10 protein-coding genes are annotated in these 12,243 nt (G+C 71.1%); 5 read left to right on the forward strand and 5 right to left on the reverse strand.

The window, feature by feature from the left end:
- Nucleotides 1–42: 42 nt before the first annotated feature.
- From IE198_RS29205 to mtnA, 5 genes are all read right to left on the reverse strand, one after another.
- Complete coding sequence (locus IE198_RS29205; RefSeq protein ID WP_189891966.1) at nt 43–768, reverse strand: ComF family protein; 726 nt, start codon at nt 766–768, stop codon at nt 43–45.
- 77 nt (nt 769–845) lie between these two features.
- Nucleotides 846–2,702 carry an LpqB family beta-propeller domain-containing protein gene (locus IE198_RS29210; protein ID WP_373300015.1) on the reverse strand — a complete coding sequence of 619 codons (1,857 nt, stop codon included), beginning with the start codon at nt 2,700–2,702 and terminating at the stop codon, nt 846–848.
- Nucleotides 2,692–4,680 carry an MtrAB system histidine kinase MtrB gene (gene mtrB, locus IE198_RS29215; RefSeq protein ID WP_189891968.1) on the reverse strand — a complete coding sequence of 663 codons (1,989 nt, stop codon included), beginning with the start codon at nt 4,678–4,680 and terminating at the stop codon, nt 2,692–2,694. The genes IE198_RS29210 and mtrB overlap by 11 nt, the downstream gene beginning before the upstream one ends.
- A 1-nt stretch (nt 4,681) precedes the next feature.
- Nucleotides 4,682–5,371, reverse strand: a complete 690-nt coding sequence (gene mtrA / locus IE198_RS29220; protein WP_005316841.1) for a two-component system response regulator MtrA — start codon at nt 5,369–5,371, stop codon at nt 4,682–4,684.
- A 4-nt stretch (nt 5,372–5,375) separates the two neighbouring features.
- Nucleotides 5,376–6,521, reverse strand: coding sequence for an S-methyl-5-thioribose-1-phosphate isomerase (mtnA, locus tag IE198_RS29225; RefSeq protein WP_189891971.1), 1,146 nt, complete (start codon nt 6,519–6,521; stop codon nt 5,376–5,378).
- Nucleotides 6,522–6,703: 182 nt separating this feature from the next.
- On the opposite strand from mtnA, the gene IE198_RS29230 reads away from it, so the two are divergent.
- From IE198_RS29230 to IE198_RS29250, 5 genes are read left to right on the forward strand one after another with little or no spacing between them, the layout of a single operon-like run.
- Nucleotides 6,704–7,924 carry a DUF7544 domain-containing protein gene (locus IE198_RS29230; RefSeq protein WP_189891973.1) on the forward strand — a complete coding sequence of 407 codons (1,221 nt, stop codon included), beginning with the start codon at nt 6,704–6,706 and terminating at the stop codon, nt 7,922–7,924.
- Between the two features lie 4 nt (nt 7,925–7,928).
- Nucleotides 7,929–8,615 carry a DUF4129 domain-containing protein gene (locus tag IE198_RS29235; protein WP_189891975.1) on the forward strand — a complete coding sequence of 229 codons (687 nt, stop codon included), beginning with the start codon at nt 7,929–7,931 and terminating at the stop codon, nt 8,613–8,615.
- Nucleotides 8,612–9,853, forward strand: coding sequence for a DUF4350 domain-containing protein (locus IE198_RS29240; RefSeq protein ID WP_189891977.1), 1,242 nt, complete (start codon nt 8,612–8,614; stop codon nt 9,851–9,853). The genes IE198_RS29235 and IE198_RS29240 overlap by 4 nt, the downstream gene beginning before the upstream one ends.
- Entirely contained in the window at nt 9,850–10,833 is a 984-nt protein-coding gene (locus IE198_RS29245; RefSeq protein ID WP_189891979.1) for an AAA family ATPase, read from the forward strand. The genes IE198_RS29240 and IE198_RS29245 overlap by 4 nt, the downstream gene beginning before the upstream one ends.
- Before the next feature lie 8 nt (nt 10,834–10,841).
- Nucleotides 10,842–12,152: a DUF58 domain-containing protein gene (locus IE198_RS29250; RefSeq protein WP_189891982.1), complete on the forward strand. Its 1,311-nt coding sequence runs from the start codon at nt 10,842–10,844 to the stop codon at nt 12,150–12,152.
- Nucleotides 12,153–12,243: the final 91 nt, after the last annotated feature.

The raw sequence follows: 12,243 nt of genomic DNA on the forward strand, positions 1-12,243 counted from the left end.
CGTTTTTGCCCTCTCACTACCTGCAACGATGCAAGTTCCCAGTCAGTTCCGGTTTAAAGCGAGAGACAGCGGTGGAACTGCGACAACCGCCGCGCGGAGCCCGGCCGGCGGGCGGAGATCGGCCCCCGCCACGGCACCCAGTGCCCGGGCCGCCTCGACCAGCGTCGCCCCCGTGGTCATCAGGTCGTCCACCAGCACCGCCCTGCCGCCCGCGAGGAGGCGCGCGCCACCGGCCCGGACCTCCAGGGCACCCCTCGTGTTGGCAAGCCGCTGGCGGGCCGTGAGCCCCGCCTGGTCGGCCATGCGGCGCCGCTGCCGCAGCACCGGCAGCACTTTCGCCACCCGGCCCGTACGCCTCAGCTCGCCCGCCGCCGCGAGCGCGATCCGCCGTGTCGGATCCTGGCCCCGTGCCCTTACCGCGCTCGGCGCCGACGGCACAGGGACCAGGAGCAGCGGGCCGCCCGGCCCGGTCCCGTCCGCCACTGCCGCAAGCACGGCCCCGGCGAGCGCCACACCGAGCGGCCCGGCCAGCCCCAGTGCCCCTCGTTCCTTGTGCGCCAGAAGCACGGCACGGACCGAGTCCGCATAGGGGGCCGCGGCATGCACCGCTGGAAGCCCGGCCGGTTCTGGAACCGGCCGGGCCCTGCGTGCCACACGCCCGTACAGGGCGTGCGTGCACTCCTCGCACAGCTGCGTGCGGGGCGCGCCGCAGCCACCGCAGACGGCCGGGAGCACCAGGCCCGAGATATCGCGCCACCATCCCCTCATGGGGGACCACTGTGGCCAGACGGCGAGGGGCCCGCCACCCCTGTGGAAAACCTCGGCCGGAGGGTCGAGGGCAGGGCCTACCCCGGGTAGACCGGGGAGGTCCCCTCCTTGACCAGCATCTGCCAGTTGGCACCGGCGGGGAGCCGCACTATGCCGTCCTCCTGCGAGTACGCCACCAGCGGCTGGCTCTCGTCGTCCGACGCGGCGACCGATTTCACCTGGTTGAGGCCGGGCAGGATCCCCTTGGGGACGGTCGAGCCGTCCGTCTGGATGTAGCGCACCTGCTGCACACCGCCGGCCTCCTTGCCGACGACCACGAGCCGGCTCGGTCCCGCCCACGAAACCGCTGTCACGGTCTCCATCTGCGGCGCGGCCGGCCGGAGTTCGGTGACGGTCACCAGGGGGTCGCCCTCGCCACCGTGCCGTTCCACCCGCCCGATCTTCAGCGTCGTGGTGCCGTCCTTCGTCAGCAGCAGCGCGATCCGCACGCCGTCCGCCGACACCCGCACAGCCTCGATCCGCGCCCCGTCGAGGCCCGGAACGATCTTGACTGCCTCCGGCGAGTCCGCGCCGTGCGCGAGGCGCTTCAGCTCCGGCCGTTCGGGATCGCGGTCCGCCACCCACAGATCACCCCGGCCGTCCCAGCTGGGTGCGGACAGGCGGTTGCCGATCCCCGCGCCGGAACTGGTGACCACTGGCTTGTCCAGCTCGCTGTTGGAGACGATCGATGCCACGTACAGGCGGCTGAGGTCGCTGGAAACAGCTGCGGCCCTGTGCTCGTCCCTGGCCACACCGACCGCGCCCAGCTCGAGCCGGCCGTCGCCGAACGGCCCCACCACGTTCTGCGGTTCGTCCGTCTCGGTGGCCCCGGCCGCGAGCAGCGCCAGTCGCTGCTTGCTGTTGACGAAGTACTGGCTGTCGGGCCTGCCGGAGGAATGGTCCGGTGCGTACCCCTCGGCCTCGCCGGCGCTCATCACACACAGTTGTGAACCGTTCGATCTCAGCAGCTCCACGTGCTCGAGCCTGGCCGAGGAGAGGTCCTTGATGGTGAACAGGACCTGCGCGGCCATCTTCATGCACTGCGTCCGTCCCACCAAGGACGCCTTGTCGTCGAGGGGGACCTTCAGCCCGTTGCGGTCGTCGAAGGTCAGCGACCTGGTGCCGTCCTTGAGCTTCAGCCCCGTGCCGCTCGGGAACCGCGACTCGACAACCGGCTTGAGCCAGCTCGTCGGCCCGTCCAGCAGCGCCTTGACCGCCTGCGTCACCGGGTCCATACGGGTCACCGGGTCCTGCCGCTGACGTATGTAGACGGGGTCGGCGACCATGACGTCCCGCCCGGAGGCGAAGTAGTACTTGTTGACCGAACGGTAATTGCGCTCGAAGTCGGACGCGCCCAGCAGAAGCCCGGCGGGGAGGCTGTCGATACGCCACTGCTTGCCGTCAGGACCGGACTTCTGAGACAGGTGGATGGTCCTGCGGTAATCGCTCGGCGTGACGGGCTGATAGGCATGCTGGGCATCGACCGTGGCAATGTGCCGGCCGAGCAGCGGATAACTCATGCCCGGGTTGTCCCGTCGGCCGGGCACCGGTGTGCCCGGGTCGGGAGCCGACGCCAGCACCGTCGTGCTCTCCTCCGGCCGCCACTTCTTCGACGCCGCCGGCGTCAGGTACGAGCGGGCCGTGTCGAAATTGGTGTCGTCACTGGTCATCGCCTCCAGGAAGCCCGTGACGATCTCGTCCGGGGACGCGTCCTTCCGCGGCGGCACCGCATACACCCGTACCTGCGAATCGGCCCGCTGTGACGCCTTCACGGCATGGACGTCCCCGGTGTCCGGCATCGACGCGCAGCCGGCCAGCAGCACACCGCTGCAGCCGAGCAGCGCCGTAACGCGCCGCAGACCCGCCGGCCCGTTACGACGGCTGTCAGCGCCCACGAGTCGTGTCCTCCCACTCCGGTGAAGTCCTTGCGGCGGGGGTGTCGCCCCGCTCTCCTGCCGGTCGTGCAACCACCCGGGAGCCGTTGCCCGGCAGCGCCGTCGGGTCGACCTCGGGGGGTGCCGCGCGCGACGGCAGCGGCGACCGGTCCGGCACCGCCTGAACGGGCACGGTCGTCAGCCGGTGCCCGTGAGGTTTCCCCGGCGAACCGGCGCGGTCCCGGTTCTGCCGCGAGTCCTCCGGCTCCAGGGGTATCGGCGAGCCGCGCAGCGGCTCGTCAGCGGTGCGCGGCAGGGTCAGGCGGAACTGGGAACCGCCGCCCGGCTCGCCCCATGCCTGCAGCCAGCCTCCGTGGAGCCGGGCGTCCTCGACCGCGATGGACAGTCCGAGGCCGGTGCCGCCCGTGGTCCGGGCACGCGCCGGATCGGCCCGCCAGAACCGGCTGAAGACGCGGGTCGCCTCACCCGGCTTGAGCCCCACCCCGTAGTCACGCACTGCGACGGCCACCGCGCCGCCGGCCACTGCCATGCGCACGACGACGTCCTTGCCGTCCCCGTGCTCGACGGCGTTCACCACGAGGTTGCGCAGCACCCGCTCGACGCGGCGGGCGTCGGCCTCGGCGACGACCGGCTGCTCGTCACCCATCACCCGTATCCGGCTGCCCTTGCGCTCCGCAAGCGGCTCGGCGCCGCCGATGACCCGCCGTACCACCTCGCGCAGGTCTATCGGCTCGGCCTCGAGCGCCGCGGCACCCGCGTCGAAGCGGCTGATCTCCAGCAGGTCGGAGAGGAGCGACTCGAAGCGGTCGAGCTGGTCGCCGAGCAGTTCGGCAGAGCGCGCCGTCACCGGGTCGAAGTCGCTGCGCGCCTCATGGATGACGTCGGCGGCCATCCGCACGGTCGTCAGCGGTGTACGCAGCTCGTGCGAGACGTCCGAGACGAAACGGCGCTGCATCCTGGAGAGCTCCTCCAGCTGCTGGATCTTCAGCTGGAGGTTCTGTGCCATCTTGTTGAACGCTTCGCCGAGCCGGGCGATGTCGTCCTCGCCGGTGACCTTCATCCGCTCCTGGAGCCGGCCCGCCGCGAGCCGCTCTGCGATACCGGCCGCCATCCGGACCGGGGTGACGATCTGCCGCACCACCAGCCAGGCGATCGCGCCGAGGAGCACCACGACGAAGAGCCCGGCCGTCGCCAGGGTGCCTCTGACCAGGTTGAGCGACTGCTCCTCCTGCGCCAGCGGGAAGACGTAGTACAGCTCGTAGGGGTTGCCCTCGGTGTCGTTCAGCTGGGTGCCGACGACGAGCCCCGGCTCCGGTTCGAGCACATTGTCCGTGTACCGGATGCTGAGGTACGTCTCGAACGTCCCGCCACCCTGCCTGACGGCGTCCCTCAGGTCCTGCGGGATGCTCGCCGGGTCCACACCCCCGGAGGTGCGCGGCGCGCGACTGGTGCCCGCACCCTGCGCGTCGGCGCTGAGCGCGACCACGTTGAAAGCACCCTGGCCGCCGCTGGACAGCTGCACCACGAGATCGGAACGCCACGTGCGCGCGTTCCCGTCGGCGACGTTGTCGTCCCCTCCGCCGCCCGGTCCGATCGGCGCGTTGGCCTTCTCACGGGCCACGGCGAAACCACCGGCCGCCTGGCTCTGCGCCGCCTTGCCCTTGGCGTCGAGCAGACCGTTGCGCACCTGGCCGACGACGACGAACCCCAGCAGCACCACCACGCCGAGTGACATCAGCAGCGTGCTCACGACGACCCGGAGCTGGATGTTCCGCCGCCACAGCCGCAACGCGGGCAGCAGCGGACGCCTCACCCAGCGCATGACGAGCCGCGGCACCGGCCCGCTGGGGGCGCCTTCCTGCAGAAGCCGTCCGCCGTGCAGCAGACGACCGAAACACTTCGGCCCACGCCCCGGCCCGGCAGTCCGCCCACGGACCACCGGCTTGCCGGGCTCCGGAGCAACGCTGCCACCCGACATGTCAGCTCGGCCCGGCCTTGTAACCGACACCGCGGACAGTCACCACGATCTCCGGGCGCTCCGGGTCCTTCTCGACCTTCGAGCGCAGCCGCTGGACATGCACATTGACCAGCCGCGTGTCGGCGGCGTGGCGATAACCCCACACCTGCTCCAGCAGGACCTCGCGGGTGAAGACCTGCCAGGGCTTGCGGGCGAGTGCGACCAGCAGGTCGAACTCCAGCGGGGTCAGCGCTATCGACTGCCCGTCCCGCTTGACGGAGTGACCGGCGACGTCGATGACCAGGTCGCCGATCGTCAGCTGCTCCGGTGCGGGCTCCTCCGACCTCCGCAGCCTCGCCCGGATCCGGGCGACCAGCTCCTTCGGCTTGAACGGCTTGACGATGTAGTCGTCGGCCCCGGACTCGAGCCCTACCACGACGTCGACCGTGTCGCTCTTGGCGGTCAGCATCACGATCGGCACACCCGACTCGGCACGGATGAGCCGGCACACCTCGATGCCGTCCCGTCCGGGCAGCATGAGGTCCAGCAGCACCAGGTCCGGCTTGGCCTCCCGGAAAGCGGCAAGTGCCTTGTCACCGTCCGCTACGAACGACGGCTCGAAACCTTCACCACGCAGCACAATGCCGAGCATCTCGGCCAGTGCGGTGTCGTCGTCGACGACAAGGACTCGTCCCTTCATAAACGACATCATCCCATTAGCTAATCGTTACCTGTCGTGACCTGGCACACAGCTCCGCCACCCCACCCCCGGTGACCGGCGACAACGCCCCCTCCTCGGTGACGATCGCCGTCACCAGATTGGGCGGCGTGACATCGAAGGCGGGGTTGTACGCCTGGGTCCCCAGCGGGGCCACGGACAGCCCGCCGCTTCCGGCACCGGCTGCCACGGACTGCGGGGATGTTACCTCCGTCACCTCATGACCCGGTCGCTGCTCCACCTCTATGGCCGCCCCGTCCGGTGTCGCCGGGTCGACCGTCGTCGTCGGCGCGACCACGATGAAGGGCACATGGTGGTACTTGGCCAGGACGGCCAGCGGGTAACTGCCGACCTTGTTCGCCACCGAGCCGTCCGCGGCGATTCGGTCCGCGCCGATCAGTACGGCATCCACCTCCCCGGCCGCGAAGAGCGACCCCGCGGCGTTGTCCGTCAGCAGCGTGTAGGGCAGCCCGTTGCGCGCCGCCTCGTAGGCGGTGAGCCGCGAGCCCTGCAGCAGTGGCCTCGTCTCGTCCACCCACAACCGCTGGAGCCGACCCGCCCGGTGCGCGGCGAGCGCCACCGCGAACGCTGTCCCCTCCCCGCCGGAGACCAGCGCTCCGGTGTTGCAGTGCGTCAGGATCCGGTGGCCGCCGCCGGGAAGCAGCTCCTCCAGCAACGCCAGCCCGTGCACGGCCATCCGTGCACTGGCCTCGGCGTCCCGGCGATGCAGCTCCTGGGCCGCGGTGAGCGCCGCCCGGGCCGCCTGCTCGGCACCCGCGCCCCGGGCGAGCGCAGCCCGGTGCGCGGACGCGGCCAGCCCCACCCCGTACCCCAGGTTCACCGCGGTGGGTCGCGCGCTCGCCAGCAGATCTGCGGCCTCCTCCACGTCGAAGCCGCGCAGCGCGGCGAGCGCCACACCGTAGGCACCCGCGATACCGAGGACAGGCGCCCCGCGAACCGCCAGGCTCTGGATCGCCTGAACCAGGGCAGGAACGTCCGTGCAGACCAGCTCGTTCTCCTCTGCGGGCAGCCGGGTCTGGTCGAGTAGCACCAGTACGGGCCCTTCGGGCGGTTCGTCCCAACGCAGCACCGGAAGCTTCGACGCATCGGCGACCACCGGGTTTTGTACGTACTGATCAGCCATCCGCCCAGTCTGCCCGGTGAGGCTCCGACAATGAAGGTGCGAAGGTGACCCGGGCCCCGGTCCGCCGTCGGCCCCCGCGTGGCACGATGGCAGCCAACCAGCCGCCCGGACAGGCGGCGGGGCACCGTGAACGTGCCGGCTCGGCGAGCCGGCCCCGACACCAATTCATGAGGTGGACGACCGTGAACGACACTCCGGGCTGGGCATCGCCCGGATCGGCTCCCTCCGAAGGGCAGGACGCCGGTGTACCGCACCCCGCGCCGCCCGCTGACGGAAGCGGTCCCGCCTCGAAGTGGTCCAAGGAGCAGCCCCCTCCCGGACAGTGGTCCCCGCCGACCGGACCGGGCCGGGCCCCCGGCCCGCCGCAGCCGGGCTGGGGCGGCGGACGGCACCACAACGGCGGCTGGGGCCGGCCCCCGGCCGCCGCAAAGCCGGGCGTCATCCCGCTGCGCCCCCTGGGGATCGGTGAGATCCTCGACGGCGCTGTGTCGACGCTGCGCGCACACTGGCGCACCGTTCTCGGTGTGACGATCACGGTCTCGGTCGTCTCCCAGGTCTGCAGCATCCTCGTGGAGCGCTACCTGCTGCCCGAGCCGCCCAGCGTCGACCCCGACGCGACGCCCGAGGAGGCCCTGGAGCAGTCGGTCGACTCGCTGCAGGCCAGCCTGCTGGCCATGGGCCCCGCTCTGCTCATCATGCTGATCGGCACCCTGCTCACCACCGCACTGCTCACCGTGGTGATCAGCCGCTCGATCCTGGGCCGCCCGGTGACCCTGGCAGAGGCCTGGCGCGAGGCCCGGCCGCGGCTGCCCCATCTGCTGGGTCTCACCTTGCTGCTGCCCCTGGGCAGCGCCGCGATCATGACCGTGGGCATACTGCCCGGTCGGTTGATCGGTGACGCGGGGGTTCTGCTCTCCGTCCTCGGCGGGCTTGCCGCGGTCACCGTCATCATCTGGCTGGTGATCCGCTTCTCTCTGGCCTCCCCCGCACTCGTGCTGGAACGACAGGGCGTCATCACATCGCTGCGCCGCTCCGCGAAGCTGGTCCAGGGGGCCTGGTGGCGCATCTTCGGCATCACGCTGCTGACCCTGCTGCTGGCCTTCCTCGTGAACATGGTCATCGCCATCCCGTTCACGATCATCGCCTTCGCGGTGGACGGGGTCGGAGTGAGCGATCTGCTCACCGGGGGCAGTCCTGACTTCGGCTGGGCCTTCTTGATCATCACGGGCATCGGCTCCGTGATCGCCTCGTCGATCACCTACCCGATCTCCGCCGGCGTGACGGTCCTCCTCTACGTGGACCAGCGCATCCGCCGCGAAGCTCTCGACCTCGAACTCGCGCGCGCAGCGGGCCTCGCCGACTACGGGTCGGCACCGCCCGGCGGCGACTCCACCGGGGGCTGATGCGGTGTTGGGCACGGGGGGCGCCACGGCAGCACTGCTGATCCGGGCGAGCGACGACGTACCGGTGGACGTTCCACGCGTTCCCGCCCGCGAGGCTGCGGAGCGGGAGCTGTCCAGGCCGATGTACCACCAGGACGAGCCGAACCTTCTCCAGCGCGCCCTCGACCGCTTCTGGCAGTGGGTCGACGGTCTCTTCGAGTCCGCCTCGGGCGGCGCCCCGGGGGGCAAGCTCGGGCTGATCGCCATCGTCCTTGTCGTCATCGCCCTGGCTGCTGCCCTCTGGTGGCGGCTCGGTAAGCCCCGGCGCACGGCCGCCCCTCCGGACTCCCTGTTCGACGACCAGCCGCGCAGCGCCGCCGCGCATCGCGCAGCAGCAGAGAGGCACGCCGCCGCCGACCGCTGGAACCAGGCCGTCCAGGAACGGATGCGCGCTGTCGTCCGCTCGCTGGAGGAACGGGCCCTCCTCGACGCCCGGCCGGGCCGTACCGCCGACGAAGCGGCCGCAGAGGCGGGCCGTCCGCTGCCCGACCACGCCGACGAACTGCGCACGGCCGCCCGGACGTTCGACGATGTCACGTACGGCGGTCGCACCGCCGACCGGCGGGCGTACGAGCGACTCCGGGATCTGGACCTCGCGCTGGAGCGCGCCAGACCCCTGACCGCCGACGCTGCCCAGGGAGCGGCCGAATGACCGGGCTCGCCGGGAGCACCACGTCCATGTCGCCCTCCACACGCCAGGTGTGGAACCGGGTCCGCGGCCTGCTCCTGGCGCTCGCGCTCATCGTCGTGGCCGGCATCGCGATGGCGGCCCTGCGGTCCGACGACCACCACGGCCGCCTCGATCCGCGTTCCGTGGACCGCTACGGCAGCCGGGCCGTCGCCGAACTCCTCAAGGACCGCGGGGTCTCCACCCGGGTCGTCACCACCCTCGAAGACGCCACAGGTGCTGCCGGCCCCGGAACCACGGTCCTGGTCACCGCACCCGACCTGCTGACAGACGCTCAGCAACAGGACTTCCAATCCGCGGCGGCGTCCTCCGGAGGCCGTACGGTGCTGATCGCCCCGGGACCGGCCTCCGTCGGAACGCTGGTGCCCGGCGTCGACGTCGGCTTCCCCACCAAGGTCTCCCTCCGCGGGCCGCAGTGCGACCTCCATGCCGCCGTTACCGCCGGCACCGCCGAACTCGGCGGCGAGCGCTACTCGACCGACGCACCGGGCGCCGACGGCTGCTACCCGGCCGACGGGCTTCCCTCCATGCTCAGGATCGACGGCCCGGCCGGCGGCGACACCGTCCTCCTCGGATCCCCCGACATCCTTTACAACGATCGTCTCGACAAGCACGGCAACGCCTCCCTGGCCCTACAACTCCTCGGTTCCCGACCCGAACTGGTCTGGTACATCCCTTCACTCGACGACCCCTCCGCGGCGGAGCCCGCCGACGGGGAACGCCACGACGGCGGCCGCGACACCGAAGGGGAGGGCGAGGGCGAGGCGGAGGACACGTTCTTCGACCTGATTCCCGGTGGCTGGCTGTGGGGCACACTGCAACTCGCCGTGGCCGCCGTCCTCGCCGCCGTCTGGCGTGCACGACGGCTCGGCCCCCTGGTCGCCGAAAGGCTGCCGGTCGCGATCCGCGCCTCGGAGGCCACCGAGGGACGCGCCCGTCTCTACCGCAAGGTGAACGCCCGCGACCGTGCAGCCGCCTCGCTCCGCGCCGCCACCAGAACCCGCATCGCCCCACGCCTCGGCGTCTCCTCGGCCGAGACCCACTCACCCGAAGCCCTGCTTCCCGCGGTATCGGCGCACCTCCCCGACGGGGCACGCGACACCCGCGAGCTGCTCTTCGGCGCGCCTCCGGCAGACGACGCCGCCCTTGTACGACTCGCAGACCAACTCGACGCCCTCGAAAGAGAGGTACGCACCTCATGAGCGCCCCGACCCCCGAGACAGCCGAGAACTCGGACCGCGCACGCTCCTCCCTGGAGGCGCTGCGCACCGAGATCGCCAAGGCCGTGGTCGGCCAGGACCCCGCTGTCACCGGTCTCGTCGTGGCCTTGCTCTGCCGCGGCCATGTGCTGCTCGAGGGAGTCCCCGGCGTCGCCAAGACGCTTCTGGTACGGGCTCTGGCCGCCTCGCTCGAACTGGACACGAAGCGCGTCCAGTTCACCCCCGACCTGATGCCCAGCGACGTCACCGGGTCCCTTGTCTACGACACGCACACCTCCGAGTTCTCCTTCCAGCAGGGGCCGGTGTTCACCAATCTCCTGCTCGCCGACGAGATCAACCGGACGCCGCCCAAGACCCAGTCGTCCCTCCTCGAGGCGATGGAGGAGCGCCAGGTCACGGTCGACGGCACGCCCCGCCCGCTTCCCGAGCCCTTCCTCGTCGCGGCGACCCAGAACCCCGTCGAGTACGAAGGCACCTACCCACTTCCCGAAGCGCAGTTGGACCGCTTCCTTCTCAAGCTGACGGTGCCTCTCCCGTCCCGCGAGGACGAGATCAATGTCCTGACCCGGCACGCCGACGGCTTCAATCCACGTGACCTCGATGCGGCGGGGGTGCGTCCCGTCGCCGGCCCTGCGGACCTCGAAGCGGCGCGTGCTGCCGTGGCCAAGACCGCTGTCTCTCCCGAGATCGCCGCCTACGTCGTCGATATCTGCCGTGCCACCCGGGAATCCCCCTCACTCACTCTGGGCGCCTCCCCTCGAGGTGCCACTGCTCTGCTGTCCACCGCCCGCGCCTGGGCCTGGCTCACCGGACGGGACTACGTCATCCCGGACGATGTGAAAGCCCTGGCCCTGCCCACCCTTCGGCACCGGCTGCAGCTCCGGCCCGAGGCGGAGATGGAGGGAGTCACCCCCGACTCCGTCATCACCGCCATCCTCGCCCACGTCCCCGTACCCCGCTGAGGCGATCGATGGCCCTCACCGGACGAACAGCGCTCCTCGCCGCTCTCGGCTCTCTCCCCGTGGGCATCCTCGCCCCGAGCTGGACGGGGATGCTCGCGGTCAACGCGCCTCTCTCACTCGCAATCCTGTGCGACTACGTCCTCGCCGCGCCAGTGCGAACGCTCCGATTCACCCGAAGCGGTGACACATCAGTTCGACTTGGTGACGCTGCCAAGGTCGAGCTCACCGTCACAAACCCGTCCGAGCGGCGTCTGAGGGCCCAGATCCGTGACGCCTGGCCGCCCAGCAGCTGGCGACCGGGGACCGAGCAAGCCGCCTCGCGCCATTCGCTGAGCATTCCGGCCGGTGAGCGCCGCCGTCTCACCACGATCCTGCACCCCACACGACGCGGCGATCGCCGATCAGAGCGCATCACGATCCGCTCCTACGGCCCTCTGGGCCTTGCAGCCCGGCAGGGGAATCACAACGTCCCGTGGACCGTACGCGTCCTTCCGCCGTTCACGAGCCGGAAGCACCTGCCCTCACGCCTGGCACGGCTGCGTGAACTCGACGGCCGCACCAGCGTCCTCATCCGCGGCCAGGGCACCGAGTTCGACAGTCTCCGCGACTATGTGCCCGGGGACGACACCCGCTCCATCGACTGGCGGGCCACCGCGCGCCGCGCCACGGTCGCGGTCCGCACCTGGCGTCCTGAGCGCGACCGTCACATCCTCGTCGTCCTCGACACCGGGCGGACTTCGGCGGGCCGGGTGGGAGACGTGCCACGACTGGACGCCGCAATGGACGCCGCACTGCTGCTCGGCGCACTTGCGTCACGCGCGGGCGACCGGGTCGGCCTGCTGGCCTACGATCGCCGCATCCGCGCCCAGGTCCTCGGCCGTTCCGCCGGAGACATCCTCCCTGCGATGGTCAACGCCTTCGCCCCGCTGGAGCCGGAACTCGTCGAGACCGATGCCGGCGGCCTCAGCGCGGCCGCATTGCAGAACGCACCCCGCCGTTCCCTGGTCGTCCTGCTGACCAGCCTCGAAGCGGCTCCGGTCGAGGAAGGTCTGCTCCCCGTACTCCCGCAGCTCACCCAGCGCCACACAGTTCTGGTGGCCTCTGTGGCCGATCCTCACATCGAGCAGATGACCGGTGGCCGCGGCTCGGTCGAAGGCGTCTACGACGCTGCGGCGGGAACTCAGGCTCAGGTTCAGCGGCGCCGCGCGGCGGAGCAGTTGCAGCGCCACGGCGTGACCGTTGTGGACGCGACACCGGAGAAGCTCGCACCCGCTCTTGCCGACGCCTACCTCGCGCTCAAAGCCGCCGGCCGCCTCTGAGACCGGCGGCTTTGAACCGCGAGCCTGGACGGTACGAGGGTGCCTTGAACGCAGGAAAGCCCCGGAACGGTGTTCCGGGGCTTTCCCACAA

The sequence above is a fragment of the Streptomyces xantholiticus genome, assembly GCF_014651015.1.
GTDB classification, from domain to species: Bacteria; Actinomycetota; Actinomycetes; order Streptomycetales; family Streptomycetaceae; genus Streptomyces; species Streptomyces xantholiticus.

Bases quoted from the DNA above. Each gene is read 5' to 3' on its own strand.
- IE198_RS29205 (WP_189891966.1), bottom strand. From the start codon at position 768: ATGAGGGGATGGTGGCGCGATATCTCGGGCCTGGTGCTCCCGGCCGTC.
- mtrB (WP_189891968.1), bottom strand. From the start codon at position 4,680: ATGTCGGGTGGCAGCGTTGCTCCGGAGCCCGGCAAGCCGGTGGTCCGT.
- mtrA (WP_005316841.1), bottom strand. From the start codon at position 5,371: ATGATGTCGTTTATGAAGGGACGAGTCCTTGTCGTCGACGACGACACC.
- mtnA (WP_189891971.1), bottom strand. From the start codon at position 6,521: ATGGCTGATCAGTACGTACAAAACCCGGTGGTCGCCGATGCGTCGAAG.
- IE198_RS29240 (WP_189891977.1), top strand. From the start codon at position 8,612: ATGACCGGGCTCGCCGGGAGCACCACGTCCATGTCGCCCTCCACACGC.
- IE198_RS29245 (WP_189891979.1), top strand. From the start codon at position 9,850: ATGAGCGCCCCGACCCCCGAGACAGCCGAGAACTCGGACCGCGCACGC.
- IE198_RS29250 (WP_189891982.1), top strand. From the start codon at position 10,842: ATGGCCCTCACCGGACGAACAGCGCTCCTCGCCGCTCTCGGCTCTCTC.